Below are 22483 nucleotides of genomic sequence, written 5' to 3'. Positions count from 1 at the left end.
CCGGGCTCCCCGCGAGCCGGCGAGCCCCGCGAGCCCCGCGAGCCCGAAATCCGCGATCCGCGATCCGCGATCCGCGATCCGGCTATCCGTGCTCGCCGCCGGCGCGATCGGCACCAGCCTGTACACGCCGAGTGACGAGCTGGACCGTACGGCGGTACGCGCGTGGTGGCCCCGCCGGCTGGTCCATCTGCTGGCCGGGACCGCGCTCGCCGCGCTCCTGCTGGCTCTCGCGGTGCCGGGCCACGCGGCCGAGTTCGGCGCGGTCGCCGCCGTACGCAACACCCTGGGCCTGGTGGGGACGGCGGCGGGAGCGGCCGCACTCGTCGGCGCCCGGCTCAGTTGGCTGCCGCCGGTGGCCTACGTGGGCTCGGTCTATCTGGCGGCCCCCGTCCGGCCGGGCGGCACGGCGGCCTGGTGGGCGTGGGTGATGCAGCCCGGCCCGGAGGGCGCGGCATGGACGGTGACGGCGGCCGGCTTCCTGGCCGGTACGGCGCTGTACGCCCTGCGGGGCGCGCGCCGCCCGGACGGCGGTCGGTGACGCGGATCCCCGCGCGCGTACGGCTCGTTAAGTGTTTGTCCCGGCCGTCGCCGCCCCGTAAGGATGGCCGGGAGAGACCGTACGCTCACGAGACAACGGAGTGATCATGACCAGCCCCGTCACCCTCGACCGCCGCGAGGGGCCGTACGGAGAAGTGGTGCTCCGCCGCAGGGCCGAGCACTACGAGATCATCGCCAACGGCACCTTCCTCATGGACACCTCCGACGGGCGCTCCGAGCGGCTGCTGATCGACGCGGCCCTGGGCGCCCTGCCCGAGGAGTCGCGGTCCGGTGCCTCCGTCCTCGTCGGTGGGCTCGGGGTCGGTTTCTCGCTCGCGCACGCCGCCGCCGACCCCCGCTGGGGCCGGATCGCCGTCGCCGAGCGTGAGGAGGCGATCATCGACTGGCACCGGCAGGGGCCCCTCTCGGCGATCTCCGGGGACGCGCTCGCCGATCCGAGGACCGTGATCCTGCACACGGACCTGGTGGCGTACCTGCGCACCTCCGCCGACACCTACGACGCCCTGTGTCTGGACATCGACAACGGGCCCGACTGGACGGTCAGCGAGGACAACGAATCCCTTTACTCGGCCGAGGGATTGGCGGCCTGCGCGGCCCGTCTCCACCCCGGCGGGATCCTCGCCGTGTGGTCCGCTCAGCCGTCCGCCGATTTCGAAGAGTCGTTGCGGAATGCCGGATTCAGCGGGGTACGGACGGAAGAGATCCCCGTTGCCCGGGGCGTCCCCGACGTGGTCCACCTCGCCGTCCGTCCCGGATAGCTCCTGGATAGCCGGGACGCCGCCGGTACCTCTAGGCTGCTGCACCGACATCGGCGACGCGAGGCGGGGCAATGGAGCAGACACACACCACTCACCACGGTGCGGCGGCCACTCCGGGGGCCCAGCGGCGCGTCCTGGTGGTCGAGGACGACGCCACGATCGTGGAGGCGATCTCGGCCCGGCTGCGCGCGGAGGGCTTCCTCGTGCAGACCGCGACCGACGGTCCCGCGGCCGTCGACGCGGCCGAGGCCTGGCAGCCGGACCTGATGGTCCTGGACGTGATGCTGCCCGGTTTCGACGGCCTCGAGGTGTGCCGCAGGGTCCAGGCCCAGCGCCCCGTCCCGGTCCTCATGCTGACCGCCCGCGACGACGAGACCGACATGCTGGTCGGCCTCGGCGTCGGCGCGGACGACTACATGACGAAGCCGTTCTCGATGCGCGAGCTGGCCGCCCGGGTGCACGTGCTGCTGCGCCGGGTGGAGCGGGCCGCGCTCGCGGCGGTCACCCCGCGCAGCGGGATCCTGCGCCTCGGCGAGCTGGAGATCGACCACGCGCAGCGCCGGGTCCGGGTCCGCGCGGAGGACGTGCACCTGACCCCGACCGAGTTCGACCTGCTCGTCTGCCTGGCGAGCACCCCCCGCGCGGTCCTCTCCCGCGAGCAGCTGCTCGCCGAGGTGTGGGACTGGGCGGACGCCTCGGGCACCCGGACCGTGGACAGCCACATCAAGGCGCTGCGCCGGAAGATCGGGGCCGAGCGCATCCGTACGGTCCATGGCGTCGGTTACGCGCTGGAGACCCCGGCGCCGTGAGCCGGCCGGGGCCCGGGAGGCCGGATGTGCGGGGGCCGCGCCGGCCCCGCCGGATCGTGATCTCGATCAAGACGAAGCTGGGCGCCCTGGTCGTCGGGGCGGTTCTGCTGACCTCCTGCCTGGCCCTGGTGGCGATCCGGACGTCCACCGAGTTCCGGTACATCACGATCTTCGCGATGATCGCGACCCTGCTGATCACCCAGTTCGTGGCGCAGTCCCTGACGGCGCCGCTCGACGAGATGAACACGGTGGCCGGGTCGATCTCGCGCGGGGACTTCAGCCGCCGGGTGCGGGGCGCGGACCGGCGGGACGAGCTGGGCGACCTCGCCTCGACGATCAACCGCATGGCGGACGATCTGGAGGCCGTCGACCGACACCGCAAGGAGCTGGTGGCGAACGTCTCGCACGAGCTGCGCACGCCGATCGCCGCGCTCCGGGCCGTCCTGGAGAACGTCGTGGACGGGGTGTCGGAGGCCGATCCGGAGACCATGCGGTCGGCCCTGAAGCAGACCGAGCGGCTGGGGCGGCTCGTGGAGACCCTGCTCGACCTGTCGCGTCTCGACAACGGTGTCGTGGCGCTCCGGGCGAGCCGTTTCGAGGTCTGGCCGTATCTGTCGGGGGTGCTGCGGGAGGCGAACCTGGCGGCGTCCCAGCGCGGCCTCTCGTCGACGTCGGGCCTGCACCGTCGTACGGATGTGCATCTGCATCTGGACGTGTCGCCGCCCGAGCTGGTCGGGCACGCGGACGCGGAGCGGCTGCACCAGGTGATGGCGAACCTGATCGACAACGCGGTGAAGCACTCCCCGCCGCACGGCCGGGTCACGGTCCGGGCCCGGCGGGGCCCGTATCCGGACTCGCTGGAGCTGGAGGTCGAGGACGAGGGTCCCGGCATTCCGGAGTCGGAGCGGCACAAGGTCTTCGAGCGGTTCAACCGGGGTTCGGCCCCGGACCGGCAGGGGCCGGGCAGCGACGGCGGGACGGGGCTCGGGCTCGCGATCGCCCGCTGGGCGGTGGATCTGCACGGCGGCGGAATCGGAGTGGCCGAATCGTCACGTGGATGCCGCATCAGAGTCACTCTTCCGGGCAGCCTTCCCCTCAGAGATTGACGTAGGGTTCGAACCGGAAGCACTGGTTCTGCGTGTACGTGAGCAGGACACGCGTCTCCGTGAGCGAGACCTGCGTCTTCGTGAGCGGGACGTGCGTCTACGTGAGCGGGACGTGATCAGGGGTGCGGCCGGATCGGGCCGTGCTCGCGCTTCTCCGTACCCTCACACATGCGGAACCACGCTTGTTTCCCGCCATTCATGGCATCGAAACACGCTGTCAAGTGTGACTTGCGCAACGTTGGACTGCCTGGCCTGCACCTCTCGGCCGGACAGGCGTAGCCTTTATTTCCGCTGTCCATCACCTTGCGAAGCGGAAGAGGGCGGTTGCCGCCGTGTCGTCTCAGTCCCCCAGTACCCCTAGCTCCCAGGCCGACCAAGACGGGCAGGGCGTAAGCCCCGCAGCCGCCTTCGGTGCCAATGAGTGGCTCGTCGACGAGATCTACCAGCAGTACCTCCAGGACCCGAATTCAGTCGATCGTGCCTGGTGGGACTTCTTCGCCGACTACAAGCCCGGAGCGTCGGAGACCCCGGCCGCCCCGGCCGCCACCACCACGCAGAGCGCCGCGCCCGCCGCGCCGCAGGCGAGCCCCGCACAGGCCGCGCCTTCGGCACCGGCCGTCGTTCCGGCCCCCGCGCCCGCCCCGGCCCCCGTGAAGCCCGCCGCGGCCCCCGCGCCGGTCGCCGCGAAGCCCGCCGCCGCCGCTCCGGCCGCGGTGAAGGCCGCGCCCGCCGCCGAGGCCCCCGCCGGCCCGGAGCTGATCACGCTGCGCGGCCCCGCCGCCGCGGTCGCGAAGAACATGAACGCCTCCCTCGACGTCCCGACGGCCACGTCCGTCCGCGCCGTCCCGGTGAAGCTGCTCTTCGACAACCGGATCGTGATCAACAACCACCTGAAGCGCGCCCGGGGCGGGAAGATCTCCTTCACGCACCTCATCGGCTACGCGATGGTGCAGGCGATCAAGGCCATGCCGTCGATGAACTACTCCTTCGCGGAGAAGGACGGCAAGCCGACCCTGGTCAAGCCGGAGCACGTGAACTTCGGCCTCGCGATCGACCTGGTGAAGCCCAACGGCGACCGCCAGCTCGTCGTCGCGGGCATCAAGAAGGCCGAGACGCTCAACTTCTTCGAGTTCTGGCAGGCCTACGAGGACATCGTCAAGCGCGCCCGCGTGGGCAAGCTGACGATGGACGACTTCTCCGGCGTCACGGTCTCCCTGACCAACCCCGGCGGCCTCGGCACCGTCCACTCCGTGCCGCGCCTGATGCCCGGACAGTCCGTCATCATGGGCGTCGGCTCGATGGACTACCCGGCCGAGTTCCAGGGCACCTCCCAGGACACCCTGAACAAGCTGGGCATCTCCAAGGTCATGACCCTGACCTCGACGTACGACCACCGCGTCATCCAGGGCGCCGCCTCCGGCGAGTTCCTGCGGATCGTGGCGAACCTCCTCCTCGGCGACGAGGGCTTCTACGACGAGATCTTCAAGGCCCTGCGCATCCCCTACGAGCCGGTCCGCTGGCTCAAGGACATCGACGCCTCGCACGACGACGACGTCACCAAGGCCGCGCGCGTCTTCGAGCTGATCCACTCCTACCGGGTCCGCGGCCACGTCATGGCCGACACCGACCCGCTGGAGTACAAGCAGCGCAAGCACCCCGACCTGGACATCACCGAGCACGGCCTCACCCTGTGGGACCTGGAGCGCGAGTTCGCGGTCGGCGGCTTCGCCGGCAAGTCGATGATGAAGCTCCGCGACATCCTCGGCGTGCTCCGCGACTCGTACTGCCGCACCACCGGCGTCGAGTTCATGCACATCCAGGACCCGAAGCAGCGCAAGTGGATCCAGGACCGCGTCGAGCGCCAGCACTCCCGCGTGGAGCGCGAGGAGCAGCTGCGGATCCTGCGCCGGCTGAACGCCGCCGAGGCCTTCGAGACCTTCCTGCAGACGAAGTACGTCGGCCAGAAGCGCTTCTCCCTGGAGGGCGGCGAGTCCGTCATCCCGCTGCTCGACGCGGTCATCGACTCGGCCGCCGAGTCGCGCCTCGACGAGGTCGTCATCGGCATGGCCCACCGCGGCCGCCTGAACGTCCTGGCGAACATCGTCGGCAAGTCGTACGCGCAGATCTTCCGCGAGTTCGAGGGCAACCTCGACCCGAAGTCGATGCACGGCTCCGGCGACGTCAAGTACCACCTGGGCGCCGAGGGCACCTTCACGGGCCTCGACGGCGAGCAGATCAAGGTCTCCCTGGCCGCCAACCCCTCGCACCTGGAGGCGGTCGACCCGGTCCTGGAAGGCATCGTCCGCGCCAAGCAGGACGTCATCAACAAGGGCGGCACGGACTTCACCGTCCTGCCCGTCGCCCTCCACGGCGACGCGGCCTTCGCCGGCCAGGGCGTCGTCGCCGAGACGCTGAACATGTCGCAGCTGCGGGGCTACCGCACCGGCGGCACGGTCCACATCGTCATCAACAACCAGGTCGGCTTCACCGCCGCCCCGGAGTCCTCGCGTTCCTCGATGTACGCGACCGACGTGGCCCGCATGATCGAGGCGCCGATCTTCCACGTGAACGGCGACGACCCGGAGGCCGTGGTCCGCGTCGCGCGGCTCGCCTTCGAGTTCCGCCAGACGTTCAACAAGGACGTCGTGATCGACCTCATCTGCTACCGCCGCCGCGGTCACAACGAGGGCGACAACCCGCAGTTCACCAACCCGCAGATGTACAACCTGATCGACAAGAAGCGTTCGGTGCGCAAGCTGTACACCGAGTCGCTCATCGGTCGCGGCGACATCACCCTCGAAGAGGCGGAGCAGGCGCTCCAGGACTTCCAGGGCCAGCTGGAGAAGGTGTTCGCGGAGGTCCGCGAGGCCACCGCCGCCCCGGCGGCGACGACCGTCCCGGACGCCCAGGCCGAGTTCCCGGTCGCCGTCACCACCGCGGTCTCCCAGGAGGTCGTGAAGCGGATCGCCGAGTCGCAGGTCAACGTCCCGGAGCGGATCACGGTCCACCCGCGTCTGATGCCGCAGATGCAGCGCCGCGCCGCCTCCATCGACGACGGCACCATCGACTGGGGCTTCGGCGAGACCCTCGCCATCGGCTCCCTGCTGATGGAGGGCACCCCGGTCCGCCTGTCGGGCCAGGACTCCCGCCGCGGCACCTTCGGCCAGCGCCACGCGGTCCTGGTCGACCAGGAGACCGGCGAGGACTACACCCCGCTGCTCTACCTGACCGAGGACCAGGCCCACTACAACGTCTACGACTCGCTGCTCAGCGAGTACGCGGCGATGGGCTTCGAGTACGGCTACTCGCTGGAGCGCCCGGACGCCCTGGTCGTCTGGGAGGCCCAGTTCGGTGACTTCGTCAACGGCGCGCAGACCGTCGTCGACGAGTTCATCTCCTCGGCCGAGCAGAAGTGGGGCCAGACCTCCGGCGTCACGCTGCTCCTGCCGCACGGCTACGAGGGCCAGGGCCCGGACCACTCGTCCGCGCGCCCGGAGCGCTTCCTCCAGATGTGCGCCCAGGACAACATGACGGTCGCCATGCCGACGCTGCCGTCGAACTACTTCCACCTCTTGCGCTGGCAGGTGCACAACCCGCACCACAAGCCGCTCATCGTCTTCACCCCGAAGTCGATGCTGCGTCTGAAGGCCGCGGCGTCCAAGGTGGAGGAGTTCACCACCGGCGGCTTCCGCCCGGTGATCGGCGACAGCACGGTCAACCCGGCCGACGTCCGCAAGGTCGTCTTCTGCGCCGGCAAGGTCTACTACGACCTGGAGGCCGAGCGTCAGAAGCGCGGTGACACGGAGACCGCGATCATCCGTCTGGAGCGCCTGTACCCGCTGCCGGGTGCCGAGCTGCAGGCCGAGATCGCCAAGTACCCGAACGCCGCGAAGTACATCTGGGCGCAGGAGGAGCCGGCGAACCAGGGTGCCTGGCCGTTCATCGCGCTCAACCTGATCGACCACCTGGACCTGGCGGTCGGCGCGGACATCCCGGCGGGCGAGCGCCTGCGCCGGATCTCGCGTCCGCACTCCTCCTCCCCGGCGGTCGGCTCGGCCAAGCGCCACCAGGCGGAGCAGCAGCAGCTGGTCAACGAGGTCTTCGACGCCTGATCGTCGTACCGCGTGAGGAGGCCCGGGACCCCCGGTGGGGTGCCGGGCCTCCGGCGTTTCCCGCGCTCGTACGGGCTGTCAGCCCAGGTTGGCCTCGAAGTCCCAGTAGGGCCGGTTGCGCTGGCGCGCCGACAGGGTGTGCGGGTGCTGGGCCCCCAGGGTGCGGGTGAGGGTGAGCAGGGCGTCCTCCTCCAGCTTGCTCGCCTCCTCGTTCTCCCTGAGCCCGCGCAGGTCGGTGGCGAGGGCCACCTGGGACGACAGGGTGAGCGGGTGCTCGTTGCCCAGGGTGTGCCGGGCGCGGCGCAGGGTGTCCCTGCTGAGCTCGGCGGCGTCGTGCACCCGGCCGTTGAAGTTGCGGGCGGCGCAGGTGTTGAGGGCGCAGCCGAGGACCCAGGGGTGGTCGGAGCCGAGCGAGGAGGTCAGTCCGGCGAGCGCGGCCTCCAGGATGGCCAGGGCGTTCGCGCGTTCGCCGGAGGCCTGGAGGACGAGGGCGGTGTTGGCGAGGACGCCGGTGGCGACCGGGTGGGCGGGCCCGAGGAGGACGCGGTAGCCGGCCTCGGCCTCCTGGCTGAGTTCACGGGCCTGGTCGAGGTTGCCGTGCTCGCGGAGGAAGTTGGCGTAGTTGTTGAGGGAGGAGAGCGTCCCGTAGTGGGCGCGGCCGTGCACCTGCTCCAGCTGTTCGAGCAGGCTGGCCATGGTGGCGCCGAGGTCCTGCTGGAAGCCGCCCTCGCGGCGCCTGCACAGGGCCAGCTGGGTGCGGGCGTACAGGGTCTGCAGGTGCTGCGGGCCCAGCACCTGCACGTGCCGCACGACGTTGGCCTCCTGGCGGGCGAGGGCTTCGCGGTACCGGCCGAGCAGCCGCAGGTCGTGCGCGAGGGCGTTGCTGGAGTTGAGCGTGTGGGAGTGGCGTTTGCCGAGTACGCGCTCGCTCTGGGCGAGGGTCTCGGCGTCGGCCTCGTACGCCTCCTGGAAGCGGCCGAGCTGCCGCAGGGTGACGCCGAGGTTGTGCCGGGCGACGAGGGTGGAGAACTCGCTGTCGCCGAGGAGGCGTTCGGCGCCGGCGAGGACGTCGCGCTGGAGTCGTTCCGACTCCTTGTACTGTCCGAGGAAGCGCAGGTCGCTGGAGATGGCGCTGCTGGAGAGCAGGGTGCCGAGCTCGTTGGGGGGCTGGGCGGCGGCGAGGCGTTCCCGCTGGGCGAGGTCGAGCTCGTAGGCCTCGCGGAAGCGGCCGAAGGAGCGCAGGATGTTTCCCTGCTGGGTGGTGAGGTCCAGCATGGGCTGGTCCAGCGGGTCCATGAAGGTGGACCAGTTGTTCCGGATCTTCTCGGCGAGCTGGATGCCGGCCCGGTACTCGCCGCTGCGGAAGCAGTAGCGCAGGCAGTTGAGCACCGCGGTCTGGGTGCGCGGGTTGTGGCTGAGGAGCGCGCCCGAGGGTTCCAGGTGGGGCAGGAGTTCGGCGTAGCGGGGCCAGTGCCGGCTGTCCATGGGGTTGCCGGGGTCGGCCTCGGCGAGCAGGGTGCGGACGGCCTGGCGATGGGCGGCGCGGTGGTCGCCCTCGGTGAGCCGGGAGACGATGTCGTGGACGAGCCGGTGCATGTGCACGGACTCCTGGTGGGGGCCCACCTCGGCGTTGTTGACGGGGCCCCGGGTCTCGCGGGTGAGCACCGAGTAGTTGACCAGGGTGTCCAGGGCCCGGGACCAGGCGGCGAGGTCCGTGACCATCCAGCGCAGGTCCTCGGGGAGGTCCGCCTGCGGATAGGCGCGGATGAGACCGAGCGGGATGCGGCCGGGGGCGAAGGACGCGCACAGGCTGAGCACGTCGATGGCCTGCGGCTGGGCGCGTCGGAGCCGGTTGATCAGTATCGACCAGGAGGTGAGGGAGGCCTGGGGGAAGCCGTCGCCGGACGGCTCTACGGCGGAGATCCGTCCTTCGCGGACCATGTGGAGGTACTCGGGGACCTCCATGCGGGACTCGCCGAGCCAGGCCGCGGCCTGGACCAGGGGCAGCGGTACGTCCCCGAACTCGGCGGCGACCTCGTCGGCCTCGGGCGCCGTGATGTGCGGGGCGCGACGCATCAGATAGGCGGTGGACTCGGCGCGGTCGAAGCCGGGGATCTCGAGGATGTCGGTGTAGTCGCCCCAGCCGCGGTTGCGCGAGGTGACGAGGACGTGGCCGGGGCCGTGCGGCAGGATGACGTTCGCGCCGTCCGTGTCGTCCCAGCCGTCGAAGACGATGAGCCAGCGGGTGTGCGGGTCGCCCCGGCGCAGGGCCTCGCGGACGGCGCGGATGCGTTCGCCCGGTTCGTTGCCGGTGGAGAGGCCGAGTTCGGCGGCGAGCTCGCCGAAGCGGTCGCGCTGCACGTTGCGGTCGTCGGAGCTGACCCACCACACGACGTCGTAGTCGGAGCTGAAGCGGTGGGCGTATTCGGCGGCGATCTGGGTCTTCCCGATGCCGGACATGCCGAGCAGGGTGCACGCGGCGTTGCCGCGCTCGGCGTCCATGAGCCGTTCCTGGAGCTCGCTGAGCAGGTCGTCCCGGCCGGTGAAGCGCGGGTTGCGGCGCGGGATCTCGCCCCAGATCTCGGGAGGGGTGTCGGGGAAGCGGACGAGTGATCCGGGCGGCAGCCGGCGGCCGGTGGCCCGGCGGGGTTCGACGCCGAGCCGGCTGAGCAGGCGGGCTTCGGCCTCTTCCTCGCCGACGCCCCACAGGCTGACGGGTTCGAGGACGGCGGTGGCCGGGAGCAGGGTCCGGTTGGTGAGGTTGACCGCGGCGAACCGCTCGGCGTGGGCGGCGACGAAGCCGCGCAGCACGTCGTTCCACTCGCCGGCCGCGCGGGGTCCGAGCTGGAAGAACCAGTCGTCCAGGACGAGCAGCACCTGGCCGCGGGCGAGCAGCAGGTCGCCGAGCGAGTCCTCCAGGGGCACGTCGCGCGGCGGGTCCCAGCGCTGCTGGCTCGCGCGCACCCCGTACGCGTCGAGCCGTTGGTTGATCCAGGTGGCCCACGGGCGGTGATAGCCGGGGAAGACCACGAGGACATGCTCCGGCGCGCTCCCCGCTCCGTGATCCGCCGCACCGCCCGGTCGCTGTTCCGCCATCTGTCGTGTCTCCCGTCCCGCTCCCGCGCAACGCAGTGTCGTGTGCCGTGAGCACAGTGTTACCCAGCGACCAGGGGGGTCGCGCCGAGGCTCGCGTGGTGCAGTCTCATTTGACGAACGAACTCCCGCCCGTTCGCGGTCAGTTCATCGGATTCAAGCAGGATCGGCAGTGCCGCGCCCACCTGATCGTGGATGTCGTCGAACTGTTGCCCGGCGGCGGACCGCCAGGCCGCCGGCACTCCGCAGGCGGTGACCGCGCGCCACCACAGATCGGCCAGGGCCAGATGCGCGTAGGCGCCGTGCAGCACACCGGCGACGGGCCGCGGGTCCGACCGCCAGCCGACCCGGTGCACGGCGCCCCGCCCGGGGCCGTACAGCGGCATGAGTTCATGGAGTGTCGCGAGCTTGCTGTGGTGCAGCTCGTGCACGAGCGTCTCGGCCATCCCCTGTCCCTCGGCGGGCAGTGAGGTCAGTACGGCTCCGGGGGCGGCGCTCAGGGTGGCGCCCAGGTGCCGGGGTCCGCGCGGCACGACCGGGACGACCGCGCGGACGCCGCGCGCCACCTCGGCGGCCCGGCCGGGGTCGGTGCGGGCGAGGAGGTCCTGGGCTTCGCGCCAGGTGGCGGACCAGGCGGCGTGGTCGGTGTCGGCGGGATCGGCCGCGGCGACCACCGTGCCGCCGCCCGCGCCGGGCGGCACCCGGTACGGGTCGAGATCGTCCAGGAGCGCGGTGCCGCCGGGCAGCGGGCGGACGGCGCGCCAGCCGGGCCCGTGGCCCGCGAGGACGCCGTCGCGGCGGCCGGTCCGGATCAGCAGGGCAGGCAGGGCGCGGCGGGTGCCGTCCGGGTGGAACCGTACGGTCCGCTCGCCGGCGCTGACCCGGACGCGGTCCGCGGCCACCGCCAGCCGGCCCACGCCGGGCAGCGGGAGCAGGCCGTCCGGGGTCTCCACGGTCAGGTCGAGCGGGCCACCGGCGCGCAGGGCGGCGGTGACCGCGAGGTTGTCGAGGTGGCGGAGCAGCCGGTCGAAGGCCGGCCCGGGGGGCTCGGCGAGCGCGCCGGCCAGCCAGGCTCCGGTCGTCGGGTAGTCGAGGACGTCCCGGACCACGGCGGGATGGCGCCGCTCGACCCGTTCGAGCAGTTCCCAGGCGCGCTCGAACCGGCCGAGCGTGCCCGGTTCGATGGACTCCCGGTGCCGGTGGACGCGCACCAGGAGTGCCTTGAGCAGCAGCAGCCGCCGGGCGTGCAGGGCGGAGCGCAGCAGCGTGAGCCCGTCCGGGGCGGGGCTGAGCCGGGCCAGTCGGGCGAAGACGGGCGCGGGCAGGGGCGCGAGGTTCACTCCCGCCTCCATGGGCCCCCGGCGGACGGTGCGCATCTGACCGAAAACGGCCGGTCGGCGCGGCCACTCCACGGGAGGTCAGCCGTGGACCTTGTCCCCGGCGCCCTCCTGCCAGGAATCGGCCAGCTCCTGGGGATGCCAGAGGACCCGCTCGACGGCGGCGGCCAGCTCGGGATCGTCCATGAAGCGCAGGGTCCGCAGGTCCACGCCGGTGAGGTCGGGAAGGCGCCATGGCCGTTCATCGCCCCGGTCGACGCCTGCGACCCGCTTCGTGTGCTCCAACACCCTCGGCTCCTCCTCACCGACCCTTGTCCCCCACGGTCGTAGCGGCGGAGCGGTTCTTCCCGACGCCCGAAAGGCAGAAACCCGTTCGACTCAACTGCGCCCATGTGCGCCCCCGTTATCCAGCCGTTCCGCGTCCTCCTCGCGCCAGGCCCACCAAGGCGGCGCGATCCGGCGCCGTTCCTCGCGGGAGAAGCGGTCCGGCCGCGGGCGGGGCTCGGCCCTGACCTCGGCGAGCAGGCTCCGGGTCCGCTCCACGTCCGCCCAGTCCACCGCCACGAGCACGCCGTCGAGCCGCCGCCACTGCTCGGCGGCCTCCGCCAGAACCGTCGCGGCGTGGCCCACGCGGCCCATCAGGTACAGCACCGCGCCCTGGGCGTGGAGCGCCCGCGCCAGGGTGACCGTGCCGGGGGCGTCGCCGCGGGCGGCGCGGGTGTCGTCGGCGGCGCGCCGGAAGGCGGTGAGGGCGCCGACGAGCTGCCCGTCCCTCGCGGCCTCGCTCAGCTGGAGCTGCACCCATCCCAGCTGCAGGCCGACCTCGGCCCGGGTCGCCTGGTCGCGGGTGGTACGGAGGGCCTCGTCGAGGAGATGGCGGCTCTCGTACAGGTCCGGCAGGAATCCCGCGCGGTCGTAGCGCAGGGCGAGGACGTTGCCGATGAGGATCCGGGCCCGCTCGCGGGCGGCGGATCCGGCGGGAAGGCAGGTGAGGGCCTCGCGCAGCACGGACTCCGCGCGGTCGACCGGCCGGGTCCCGGTGCCGGCGGCGGCGCGGCGCAGCAGGGACTCGCCCCAGGTGAGCAGGAGCCGCCCGCGCTGCTCGCCCTCGGCGGGGGTGAGCAGGGTGGCCCGCTCGTAGGCCGCGTCGGCGGCCGGCCCGTCGCCCGCGGTCTCGTACAGGCGGGCACGCGCGGCGGTGTGACGCAGCCTCAGTGCCCGGCCGTCGCCGATGAGGGCCTCCGCGCGGTCGAGGACGGGCCCGATGCGGTCGGGTCCGGCCTCGGCGAGGTGCAGGGCGTCGGCGAGGTCGAGCAGGGCCGCGGCGCTCTCCCCGAGGGCGAGGGCCGCGGTGAGCTCCGCGGCCGCCGCGGCGCCGTCGCCGCGCGCCAGGAGCAGCCGTCCCCGGCGCAGGTGCAGGGTGGGCCGTGCGGTCGGCGGCCACTGGTCCGCGTCCCCGGCGAGCGCGGCGAGGGCGGCGTCGAGCTGCCGGGCATCCCCGGTCTCCTGCCACAGGGCGTGGTGGACGACGGCCCGTTCGAGGCGGGCCTCGGCCCAGTGCTCGTCTCCGGCCCGGGCCAGCTCGGCGGCGTGGACGAGGATGTCGGCGGCCCGGTCGAGGAGCTCGCGGCGGCGTCCGGCGCGCCGTACGGCCCCCGTGCCCGCCTCCGCGTACATGACACGGCCGAGGACGACCCGGGCCTCGGCAGGCGCGGTGGGGAGCGCCTCCTCGGCGCGCTCGCGGGCGGCGGAGAGGAGGGCGGGGTCGGACTGGGCGCGCCCCTGTTCGAGGAGGCGGCGGGCTTCGGTGAGGGGGTCGGGGGTGACGAGGTCGGGGTGGTAGAAGCGGAGCACGCGCGCGGGGATGCGGGCGAAGAGTTCCGCCTCGGCGCCCTCGGGCCCGGCGGGTTCGTCGGTGTCGTCGGGCGCCAGGACGGGGCCGCCCTCGCCGTCGGCGGCGGGGCCGTGGCCGGCGAGCCGGGCGGCGGCGAGCGCCGGGAAGTTCCGCATGCCCTGGCCGAAATTGCGCTCCACGTAGGCGGAGCAGTGTTTGAGGACGAGAGCGGCGGCGCCGGGGTCGAGCGAGCCGAGGAGGAGCTGCTGGATGCCGGGCGGATAGCTGAAGCAGGGGTACGGGGTGGGTCCTGGCAGTCTCCGCAGGAGTCCGCTGAGCAGCACCTCGGCCAGCTCCATGGGCCCGGTGTCGGGCAGCATCGCGCGCTGGACGAGCTGCATGACGGGCAGGGTCAGCGGGGCCGCGGCGAGCTGGACCGCGAGCCGGAGCGCCCCCGGCGATGCGCCCGCCCGGAACGCGCGCAGGAGCTCCTCGTCGCCGCGCGGGACGCGGGGTGTCCGGGGCTCCGGCGGCCGCACCGGCCCGGGGACGAGCCAGGCGGCCCAGCCGCGGATGGTGTCGCCGCCGTGGCCGGTGTGGAGCCGGGCCCAGGAGGCGAAGGCCTCGGGGGTGGGGGTGAGCACGGGAACCGCCCGCCGGGCCGGGTCGGGGACCGCCCAGGGCTCGTCGTCGGAGCGGAAGGCGGCGGGGCCCCCGGGGCGCGTGGAGCGCTGGAAGGTGCCCGGTTCGGCGGGGAGCGCGGTGCGCGGCCACAGGCGCGGCGGCAGCGGCTGGACGAGGGCGAGCGGGGAGTGGCGGGGCCACTGGCGCAGGAAGCGCTGGGCGGCGCCGCGCTGCCAGAGGGGCCCGACGCAGTCGCTGACCACGAGGGTGAGCCGGCGCCCGGTGGGGTCGTGGAGCTGGTCGACGGGGCGGAGCCGGGGCCGGCCGTCGGCGCCGGAGGTGGTGGTGACGAGCGGGGGCCCTTCGCCCGTGTCGTACAGGCGGTGCACCTGGACGTCGCGGAAGGCGCCGGACTGCTGGCAGGCCTGGCGGAGCTCCTCGACCATGCGGTCCCAGACGACCATGGCCGGGCCGGTGTCCATGAGGAGCTGGATGTCGGGGCGGCGGCCGGCGGCGGGGCGCAGGACGGGCGTCAGGATGCCCGCGGCGGCGCTGCGTTCGGCGGTGGCCTCCTCGTCGAGGACGCCCTCGTCGGGGCGCGGCGGGGCGGGCGCGTACCCCCGCAGCGGGCGCAGGGCCTTCTGGAGGCCTAGGAGTCCGGGCAGGGCGTTGGCGCCGGGCGCGCGTACGGACAGGGCCGCGCCCCGCCCCGTACCCCCGCCCCCGCCGCGGCGCACTCCGTCCGCCGGGGCGGCTCCGGCGCGCGTGTGGAGGGCGACGGACTCGCGGCCCGCGGTGCGCTCGGGTGGGAGCGTGGACGTGCGGGCGGGCGCCTCCTCGCGATTGGCCGGATCTCGCCCCTCGTCGACGGGCCGGGCGGTCTCCGCGCTTCCCCTCCCCGGGCGCGACGGCGGCTCCGGATCGGGAGTCTCCGGTTCCGGCAGCCACTGGGACAGCCAGAGCGCGTCCGCGACCGCCTCGGCGGTCGGGTCCGCCCCGCCCGCCCGGAGTCTGCGGGTCAGCTCCTCCAGAGGCATCCGGTGCGTCCGGTGCATCCGGTCATCACCTCGGCTGATCGAGCGGCTGCATGAGCATGTCCGCGATGCGTTCCCTGGTCACCCGCTCGGCGCGGGAGGCGTGCTGGGTCAGATAGAGGGCGTTGAGGAGCTGGTCGGTGGCGATCACCTCGCCGGGCTCGCGGTTCAGGAAGCGCTGGACGAGGCCCTGTTCGCCGTCGCCCGCGACGGCTTCGGTCCCGAGGTGGGCCTCGATCATCGCGCCGAGCTGCTCCTCGCCGGGCGGTTCGAGCTCCAGGCGGATGCAGCGGCGCAACAGGGCGGCGGGGAAGTCCCGTTCGCCGTTGGAGGTGAGCACGATGAACGGGAAGGTGCTGCAGCGGATCCGGCCGCCGTACACCGGCACCTTGCGGCCGTCGTCGCTGAGCACCTCGACGACCGGCTCCCGGTCGGCGAGCCGCTCCAGCTCGGGGATGGCGAACTCGCCCTCCTCCAGGGCGTTCAGGAGGTCGTTGGGCAGGTCGAGGTCGCTCTTGTCTAGCTCGTCGATGAGCAGCACCCGGGGCTGCTCGGAGGGGAGCAGCGCGGTGCCGAGCGGTCCGAGCCGGATGTACGAGCCGATGCCGGCCGGGGCCGCGGCGGCGGAACCGGACGCACCGGCCTGGGCGCGCTCCAGCTGGACGTCCTGGAGGCGGCCGATGGCGTCGTACCGGTAGAGGCCGTCCTGGAGGGTGGAGCGGCTGACGATGGGCCAGCGGAGCACACGGCCGAGGCGCAGCTCGTGGGCGACGGCGTGCGCGAGCGTGGACTTGCCGGTGCCGGGGTTGCCGGTGACGAGGAGCGGACGCCGCAGGTACAGGGCGGCGTTGACCGCGTCGGTCTCGGCGGGCCGGGGGTGGTGGTTCTGGACGAGCCTGCGTTTGACGCCGAGCCGGCGGTCGGAGCCGGCGAGGGTGTCGTCGGCGCCGCCGGCGGAGAAGTCGCGCCAGGGCGGCGGGGCGGGCAGGCGCCGTATCTCGTCATGCGGATGCCCGGCCCCACGGTAGATCCGCCAATCGTTCACGATGAACTCCTCCTGGCTGTGGTGTGCCGGCCGGGCTTTCCGAACGTACTGCCCCGGGTGCGTGCTTGCCGACCCCCAAACCGGTCGTTCCGGGCGGGTCCGGCAACTGCGGGACGCGCGGGGCGCTTTGGCGCCGGGCCGGAGGGTTCTCGTAACGGCCCAGGCCCCGCGGCGGGCTCCGACGTCCTCACGAGGCCTGCCCGAGGTGGGCCCGGGCGGGCGCCGCCCAGGCCTGCCCGGGGCGGGCGCGCGCGGGCGCCCCGCAGGTCTGCCCGGGGCGGGCCCGGGCGGGCGCCGCGCAGGCCTGCCCGGGGCGGGCCCGGGCGGGCGCCGCCGCCGTCACGGGTCCTCCTCGCCGAGCAGCGGCGGGGGTTCCAGGCGGCCGCTGGGCGGCGGGCGGTCGGGTGGGTCGTACAGGACGGCGATGCTCTCGGCCCAGGCGAGGTCGGCCCGCTCCGGCGCCAGGGCGCGCAGGGAACGGACCGGCTTGCCGAGCCCCTGGGCCGTGAGCGCGTCCGCGAGCATCCAGTCCGCCTCCACGTGGAACGCCGCGCAGTCGGTGTGGTCGTGGGCGCCGGTCCGCCAGAGGGCCAGGGGGTGGCCGGCGGCCAGGGCGGCGTTCATCGCCATGAGCCCGTCGCCGCTGCCCACCGGGCCGCAGTAGACGGGAACGGTGCCGCCCTCGGCCCGGCTGAGCCGATCGTGCGTCTCCTGCCACGTCTCCCGGCGCACGCGCGCGGTGTGGGCGTCCGGGCCCGCGCCGGGCACCTCGGCGCGCAGCGGGGCCGCGCGGAGCGGCCCCCGCTCCCCGGCCTCCCAGCGCTCCCGCCACTCGGCCGACGCCTCCTTGCCGTGGCGCCGGGCGTCCCTGATGACCACGATGCGGCGCTGCCCGAGGGTGAGGGGCCCCTGCTCCTCGTCGGATCCCTGCGGGGGTTCGAGCCGCCAGGTGTCGAGCGGCTCGTCGAAGAGCTCGCGCGGCAGCACGGCCTCCACGGAGGCCAGGTGCGGCCCGTTGTCGCCGAGGCGGAGCGCCTCGGCGAGCGGCCCGCGCAGGGTCTCCTTGAGCTGGGCCCGCTCGACACCCCGGTCGTCTCCCTTGAGCGGGGTGACCATGTGCCCGTCGCGGAGCAGCTTCACGCGCCAGGGGTAACGCCGGTCCCAGCGCGGCGTGTCGATCTCCAGGAGCACGTCCGCGCGTGCGCGGCGCTCGCGGGCGTTGGCGCGGGCGGCCGAGCTGCTGGAGCCGATCAGGTCGTCGATCTCGCGGCGGAGGTACGGGCCCGCGTCGGCGGCCAGGTCGATGATCCAGTCCCGGAAGGCGGTCACGTCGCCGAGACCGCCGGGGCGGCCGGAGACCCGCCGGACGACATGGGCGGCGTACAGGAGCACGGCGTCGAGGCCGGGGTCGCCGGGGTCGGTGCGGTCGGGCGCGCGCAGCCCGTACAGCAGGGCGGCGCCCTCGCTCCAGGTGCGCGGGTCGTCCTCGAAGGCGTCCGGGGTGGCGCTGTTCCTGATCCAGGCCCTGACCCGGTCGACGAGGTCCATGATCTCGCCGGCGTTGATCGGGGCGGGCAGCGCGGAGAGCTGTCCCCGCAGCCGGGTGCGGAGTTGCGGGCTCAGCTGGTGCGGGCCGCCGAGTTGCTGCTGCGCGCGCGTCCAGTCGGATCCGTAGTCGAGGGACTGGAGGTAGTGGTCGAGGTGATGACGGTCGTGGTCACGCAGCGCCTCGGCCCAGAGCCTGCCCCCGGGCGCGTCGTGCAGGCAGCGCAGGGCGGCGAGGGGGACGAGGGCGCCCTGGTCGGACCAGCGTCCCTTGTTGAAGCCGATCACGGCGCCCTGGAGGTCGTCGACGACGGGGCCGCCGGAGCAGCCCTCGACGGGCAGCACCCCCTCGGTCACGAGGGCGCGGGCGTCGACGCCGGTCAGCCGGCCGTGCACCTGGCGGATGCCCAGCTCCCCGGTCTCCCGGGACCAGCCGTGCAGACCGACCTCGGTGGTGCGGGCCGGCGCACGGTCGGCGAGCTGGACGCAGGAGGCCTTGAGCGTGCCGGGCACGCGCACGAGGGCGACGTCGGGGAAGCCCCAGGGTTCGGGCCGCACACCGGGGTCCTCGGGCCGGGGCAGGGCGAGCACCACCGTGCCGATGGACTGGCGCGTCCTCTTGCCGTCCTGCCAGGTGATGCCGACGGCAGGCTTCTTCCTCCACACCTCGCCACCCCCTTCGGCCACGACATGGGCGCAGGTCAGCACCCAGCCGGGGGCGATGAAGAAGCCGGTCCCCCAGAACTGGCCGCCGTGCGGGTCATACCCGCCGTCGGGAGCGCCGATGCGTACGAGTGCGGGGCGCACGAGAGCGTCGAAGGCGCTCATACGGTGCCATCGGCCGCCGGACGCCGCTGCCGGGCTATCCCCGACGGCTGCTGCACCGCCTCCGGCTCGGCGGAGGCGGGCGCGGACTCCGCCGCGGGCGAGGTCGGCGCGGTCGGCGGGCCCTGTGCGGAGGTCGGCGCGGACACCGCCGCCGACTCGGTCGGCGCGGTCTGCGCGGTCTGCGCGGTCTGCGCGGTCTGCGGGCCCTGTTCGGAGGTCGGCGCGGCCTGCGGGCCCTGTTCGGTCCAGGTGAGGGACACGTTCACCGAGGCCTTGCCCGAGCCGTCCGCGAGGACGCCGATCACCTTGCCGGACTGCGCCGACAGTTCGATGCCGAAGCTGACGGCGACCTCCACGGACCCCTGCGGGTCGAGACCGGCGCGCAGGGAGCCGACGACCCCGCGCACGACGTCCGTGAGCCCGCCGGCCATCGAGACCACCCGGTCCCTGACACCGGTGTCCTGGAACCCGCCGCCCCGGCCGAGCTCCTCCGCGTCGCTGACGCGCGCCCACACGGGCGTGCCGTCGTCCAGTCGAATCCGAGCGATCCCGTGTGCCACAGCGGCCCCCGCTCCCCGAAGCGATGTTGGATCCAGAAGGCTAATCGGTGGGACTGACGGGCGACAGGGGACGTGAGGGGTACGGCCTATCCTGATCGCATGTACTTCACCGACCGTGGCATCGAGGAACTGGAGAAGCGGCGCGGCGAGGAGGAGGTCACCTTCGAGTGGCTCGCCGAGCAGCTGCGCACGTTCGTCGACCTCAACCCCGACTTCGAGGTGCCGGTCGAGCGCCTCGCGACCTGGCTGGCCCGTCTGGACGACGACGAGGACGAGGACGAGTAGGAGATTCCTCCCGGCCGCGGCTCACCGCTCCCGCAGCCGGTCGTAGGCGAGTCCGAGCGCGCCGTGCACGACGAGCAGCGCGCCGGCCGTCGCCCAGCCGCCGCTGCGGCGACCCGCGCCCCAGAGCAGCAGCGGCACCCCCACGAGGAGCTGCGCCCCGCTCAGTACGCGCGCCTTGGGGCCGCGCAGGTACGGGCCGAGGGGACCGCCCTCCACCACGTCCAGCTCGGCGCGCACGGCGTCGAGCCATCCGGCCGGTTCGAGCTGTTCGGCGCCCTCGGCGAGGGCGGCGGTCCGGAGCCGGCCGGCGCTCTCGCCGGGGACGAGCCTGGCGGGCAGGGCGAGGCCGGCGCGGGCGAGGACCGCGACGACGCCGATGAGCCGGGCGTGGGCGTCGGCGTCCGGGTCGGGCTCGGTGAGCGGTTCGAGGGCCTGCACGTCCAGGACGGGATCGAGGGCGAGGCGGGCGGCGAAGGTGCGCATGGCCTCGTCCTCGCCGACGGGGGTGCCGTCCGCGAGCCAGGTGTAGCCGACCGCGCGGCGGAAGCCGGCGGCGAGCGTGAGGCCGGCGCGGTCGCGGTCCCACCAGAGCGCGACGACCGGCCGGCCGGCGGCCGGGACGGCGAGGGCGGTGGCCCAGCCGGTGACGACCTGCTCGACGGGCTCCCCGCCGTGCAGCCAGGGCTTCCCCTCCGGTACGAGCACGGTCCACTCGGCGCCCGCGGGGGCGAGGAGCAGCCGTTCCCGGAGGAGTTGGGCCGACGGCCGGACCTCCGGGAGCTCGGCGCGGCAGAACAGCAGGGCTCCGGCGGGGTGCGGCGGTCCGGGTGTCGCGTTCATGGCCCCACGCTAGGCCAATTCGTCCGCATAAGAGCGTGATTGCCCCGCCCCTGTCAGGGATGAGTCGGGGTCGACTCAGGGTTGACTCCACGAGTCCGCGATATATCGTGTCTATCGAGAAACGCGATATGTTGCGTTGCCGATACGGGAGGTCAGCACCATGACAGAGTGGTCCGTCACCGAGCCGACGAAGCTGGCTCCGGCCGACCCCGTGACGCTGCTGCAGGTCCGCATCGTCAACGGCACGGTGAACGTGGTGGGGACGGACGAGAGTTCCGCCCGCGTGGAGATCTCCGAGATCGAGGGCCCGCCGCTGATCGTGACGCAGGACGGCTCCACGCTGACCGTGACCTACGAGGACCTGCACTGGAAGAGCATCCTCAAGTTCTTCGAGCGCAGGGAGTACCGCCGCCGGGCGGTCGTCTCCGTCGCCGTCCCCGCGGGCGTCGACGTCGAGGTGGGCGTGGTCGGCGCCGAGGCGGTCGTCACGGGCATCAGAGGGCGTACGGAGGTGCGCGGCGTCACGGGCGACACCACCCTCCTCGGACTCTCGGGCCCGGTCCGCGCCGAGAGCGTCTCGGGGAGCCTGGAGGCCCAATCGGTCACCGGGGCGCTGCGGGTCAACTCCGTGACCGGCGACGTGACGGTGATCGAGGGCTCGGGCTCCTCCGTGAAGGCCGACACGGTCAGCGGCGACATGGTCATCGACCTCGATCCGGCCCGGCTCGACGGACCGCCCGCCGACATCCGGCTCACCAGCGTCTCCGGCGAGGTCGCGATCCGGCTCCCGCACCCGGCCGACGCCCGGGTCGAGGCGAGCACCACGAGCGGCGCCGTGTCGAACGCCTTCGAGGACCTGCGGGTGGGAGGCCAGTGGGGCGCCAAGTCCATCACGGGCACGCTCGGTTCGGGCCGGGGCACGCTCAAGGCGACCACCGTCTCCGGCTCCATCGCCCTGCTCCGCCGCCCCGAGCCCGAGGAGAGCGGCGACGCCGCCCCCTCGCCCGACCCCTCCGCGACCGGAAAGGTGCTCTGACATGCCGCCCGTCTTCGCCCACGGACGCCTCCGCCTCTACCTGCTCAAGCTGCTCGACGAGGCCCCGCGCCACGGGTACGAGGTGATCCGCCTCCTGGAGGAGCGCTTCCAGGGGCTGTACGCGCCCTCGGCGGGCACGGTGTACCCGCGCCTCGCCAAGCTGGAGGCCGAAGGCCTCGTCACCCACGCCAGCGAGGGGGGCCGCAAGGTCTACTCGATCACCGACGCCGGCCGCGCCGAGCTGGCCGGGCGCGGCACCGAACTGGACGACCTGGAGCGGGAGATCCGCGAGTCGGTCTCGGAGCTGGCGGCGGAGATCCGCGACGACGTGCGGGGCGCCGCCGGCCGGGTGCGCAGCGAGATGCGCGCCGCCGCCGGACAGAACCGCACGGTGGATCCCCCGTCCTTCGCCGAGGCGAAGGAGGAGATGCGCCGCTTCAAGCAGGAGTGGAAGCGGCAGGCCCGCGAGGCCCGCGAGGAGGCCCGGTCGGCGCGCCGCCAGGCGAAGGAGTTCCAGCGGATCGCCCAGCAGGTGCAGGACGAGGTCCAGGACCGGTTCGCGCGGGGCGACTGGCCGAAGGGGGTCTGGGAGGGGATCTCGGGCATCACGGCCCAGCTCGGCGACCTGGTGGCGGGCACGACCCACCCGAAGGCCGCGACACCCTCGGCCGACGCGGCGCCGGATCCGCAGTTCACGAAGACCACGGCCGACGCGGCGCCGGATCCGCGGTTCACGAAGACCACGGCCGGCGAGGCGCCGGAATGGGCGCGGGACACGACGGGCTCGGGAGACCCGGCCCGCGACCTGGACCGCCTCCTCGACCGCTTCCGCGACGAGATCCGGGACGCGGCCCGCGACCACGGCGTGACGGAGGACCAACTCAGGGAAACCCGCCACCACTTGTCGACGGCGGCGACCCACATCACGACCCTCCTCCACCCGGAGAGAAAGAGCTGACGGGGCTGGGGGCCGACCCCGGGCCCAACCCCCCCCCCCCCCGCCCCCCCCCCGCGCGTGGCCGGGGCGGTCCCACGGGAGCCCGGTGCCTCAAAGGGTCCGGAGCGGACCTCGGTCCTTC

17 protein-coding genes are annotated in these 22483 nt (G+C 73.6%); 8 read left to right on the top strand and 9 right to left on the bottom strand.

Annotated elements, in window-relative coordinates; translation table 11 throughout:
- Positions 1-88: 88 nt before the first annotated feature.
- The 5 genes from ACZ7HT_RS22500 to ACZ7HT_RS22480 all read left to right on the top strand — a co-directional run bounded on the left by ACZ7HT_RS22500 (position 89) and on the right by ACZ7HT_RS22480 (position 7343).
- Complete coding sequence (locus ACZ7HT_RS22500; protein WP_471168565.1) at positions 89-538, top strand: hypothetical protein; 450 nt, start codon at positions 89-91, stop codon at positions 536-538.
- Between the two features lie 106 nt (positions 539-644).
- Positions 645-1316 carry a spermidine synthase family protein gene (locus ACZ7HT_RS22495; protein WP_471168562.1) on the top strand — a complete coding sequence of 224 codons (672 nt, stop codon included), beginning with the start codon at positions 645-647 and terminating at the stop codon, positions 1314-1316.
- A 71-nt stretch (positions 1317-1387) separates the two neighbouring features.
- Complete coding sequence (locus ACZ7HT_RS22490) at positions 1388-2125, top strand: response regulator transcription factor (protein ID WP_030688813.1); 738 nt, start codon at positions 1388-1390, stop codon at positions 2123-2125.
- On the top strand, positions 2122-3231 hold the full coding sequence (locus ACZ7HT_RS22485; RefSeq protein WP_471168558.1) for a HAMP domain-containing sensor histidine kinase: 1110 nt from the start codon (positions 2122-2124) through the stop codon (positions 3229-3231). The genes ACZ7HT_RS22490 and ACZ7HT_RS22485 overlap by 4 nt, the downstream gene beginning before the upstream one ends.
- A gap of 332 nt (positions 3232-3563) precedes the next feature.
- Positions 3564-7343 carry a multifunctional oxoglutarate decarboxylase/oxoglutarate dehydrogenase thiamine pyrophosphate-binding subunit/dihydrolipoyllysine-residue succinyltransferase subunit gene (locus ACZ7HT_RS22480; RefSeq protein WP_471168555.1) on the top strand — a complete coding sequence of 1260 codons (3780 nt, stop codon included), beginning with the start codon at positions 3564-3566 and terminating at the stop codon, positions 7341-7343.
- Between the two features lie 78 nt (positions 7344-7421).
- Here ACZ7HT_RS22480 and fxsT read toward each other — a convergent pair whose 3' ends face one another.
- The 8 genes from fxsT to ACZ7HT_RS22440 form a co-directional block, all read right to left on the bottom strand.
- Positions 7422-10439 carry an FxSxx-COOH system tetratricopeptide repeat protein gene (gene fxsT / locus ACZ7HT_RS22475; protein WP_471168552.1) on the bottom strand — a complete coding sequence of 1006 codons (3018 nt, stop codon included), beginning with the start codon at positions 10437-10439 and terminating at the stop codon, positions 7422-7424.
- A 59-nt stretch (positions 10440-10498) separates the two neighbouring features.
- Positions 10499-11776 (bottom strand): aKG-HExxH-type peptide beta-hydroxylase, encoded by a 1278-nt coding sequence (locus ACZ7HT_RS22470; RefSeq protein WP_471168549.1) that lies wholly within the window; start codon positions 11774-11776, stop codon positions 10499-10501.
- 78 nt (positions 11777-11854) lie between these two features.
- The gene (locus tag ACZ7HT_RS22465) at positions 11855-12061 is read right to left on the bottom strand and encodes a hypothetical protein (protein WP_471168547.1); all 207 of its coding nucleotides are present in this window, start codon (positions 12059-12061) and stop codon (positions 11855-11857) included.
- Positions 12062-12151: 90 nt separating this feature from the next.
- Positions 12152-15286, bottom strand: coding sequence for an SAV_2336 N-terminal domain-related protein (locus tag ACZ7HT_RS22460; protein ID WP_471168544.1), 3135 nt, complete (start codon positions 15284-15286; stop codon positions 12152-12154).
- Positions 15287-15293: 7 nt separating this feature from the next.
- Complete coding sequence (locus ACZ7HT_RS22455) at positions 15294-16310, bottom strand: AAA family ATPase (RefSeq protein ID WP_116158865.1); 1017 nt, start codon at positions 16308-16310, stop codon at positions 15294-15296.
- Positions 16311-16497: 187 nt separating this feature from the next.
- Positions 16498-16653 carry a hypothetical protein gene (locus ACZ7HT_RS22450; RefSeq protein ID WP_471168540.1) on the bottom strand — a complete coding sequence of 52 codons (156 nt, stop codon included), beginning with the start codon at positions 16651-16653 and terminating at the stop codon, positions 16498-16500.
- Positions 16650-18683, bottom strand: coding sequence for a VMAP-C domain-containing protein (locus tag ACZ7HT_RS22445; RefSeq protein ID WP_471168537.1), 2034 nt, complete (start codon positions 18681-18683; stop codon positions 16650-16652). The genes ACZ7HT_RS22450 and ACZ7HT_RS22445 overlap by 4 nt, the downstream gene beginning before the upstream one ends.
- Complete coding sequence (locus ACZ7HT_RS22440) at positions 18680-19243, bottom strand: CU044_2847 family protein (protein WP_471168534.1); 564 nt, start codon at positions 19241-19243, stop codon at positions 18680-18682. The genes ACZ7HT_RS22445 and ACZ7HT_RS22440 overlap by 4 nt, the downstream gene beginning before the upstream one ends.
- Positions 19244-19342: 99 nt before the next feature.
- On the opposite strand from ACZ7HT_RS22440, the gene ACZ7HT_RS22435 reads away from it, so the two are divergent.
- Positions 19343-19528: a DUF6104 family protein gene (locus ACZ7HT_RS22435; RefSeq protein ID WP_018102711.1), complete on the top strand. Its 186-nt coding sequence runs from the start codon at positions 19343-19345 to the stop codon at positions 19526-19528.
- Between the two features lie 21 nt (positions 19529-19549).
- On the opposite strand, the gene ACZ7HT_RS22430 is transcribed toward ACZ7HT_RS22435, so the two are convergent.
- A complete protein-coding gene (locus ACZ7HT_RS22430) occupies positions 19550-20368 on the bottom strand; it encodes a hypothetical protein (RefSeq protein WP_471168531.1) in 819 nt (272 codons plus the stop codon).
- A gap of 160 nt (positions 20369-20528) precedes the next feature.
- Here ACZ7HT_RS22430 and ACZ7HT_RS22425 point away from each other — a divergent pair, with 160 nt between their 5' ends.
- Positions 20529-21404, top strand: coding sequence for a DUF4097 family beta strand repeat-containing protein (locus ACZ7HT_RS22425; RefSeq protein WP_471168528.1), 876 nt, complete (start codon positions 20529-20531; stop codon positions 21402-21404).
- Position 21405: 1 nt separating this feature from the next.
- Positions 21406-22362, top strand: a complete 957-nt coding sequence (locus tag ACZ7HT_RS22420) for a helix-turn-helix transcriptional regulator (RefSeq protein WP_471168525.1) — start codon at positions 21406-21408, stop codon at positions 22360-22362.
- Positions 22363-22483: the final 121 nt, after the last annotated feature.

The sequence above is a fragment of the Streptomyces sp. NPDC037410 genome (genome assembly GCF_055602235.1).
This window is presented reverse-complemented; position numbering and strand designations above follow the sequence as displayed.

What these genes read in the sequence shown, in the direction of transcription:
- ACZ7HT_RS22420 (WP_471168525.1), top strand. Translation starts at nt 21,406, where the DNA reads ATGCCGCCCGTCTTCGCCCACGGACGCCTCCGCCTCTACCTGCTCAAG.
- ACZ7HT_RS22495 (WP_471168562.1), top strand. Translation starts at nt 645, where the DNA reads ATGACCAGCCCCGTCACCCTCGACCGCCGCGAGGGGCCGTACGGAGAA.
- ACZ7HT_RS22435 (WP_018102711.1), top strand. Translation starts at nt 19,343, where the DNA reads ATGTACTTCACCGACCGTGGCATCGAGGAACTGGAGAAGCGGCGCGGC.
- ACZ7HT_RS22425 (WP_471168528.1), top strand. Translation starts at nt 20,529, where the DNA reads ATGACAGAGTGGTCCGTCACCGAGCCGACGAAGCTGGCTCCGGCCGAC.
- ACZ7HT_RS22430 (WP_471168531.1), bottom strand. Translation starts at nt 20,368, where the DNA reads ATGAACGCGACACCCGGACCGCCGCACCCCGCCGGAGCCCTGCTGTTC.
- ACZ7HT_RS22460 (WP_471168544.1), bottom strand. Translation starts at nt 15,286, where the DNA reads ATGCACCGGACGCACCGGATGCCTCTGGAGGAGCTGACCCGCAGACTC.
- ACZ7HT_RS22445 (WP_471168537.1), bottom strand. Translation starts at nt 18,683, where the DNA reads ATGAGCGCCTTCGACGCTCTCGTGCGCCCCGCACTCGTACGCATCGGC.
- ACZ7HT_RS22490 (WP_030688813.1), top strand. Translation starts at nt 1,388, where the DNA reads ATGGAGCAGACACACACCACTCACCACGGTGCGGCGGCCACTCCGGGG.
- fxsT (WP_471168552.1), bottom strand. Translation starts at nt 10,439, where the DNA reads ATGGCGGAACAGCGACCGGGCGGTGCGGCGGATCACGGAGCGGGGAGC.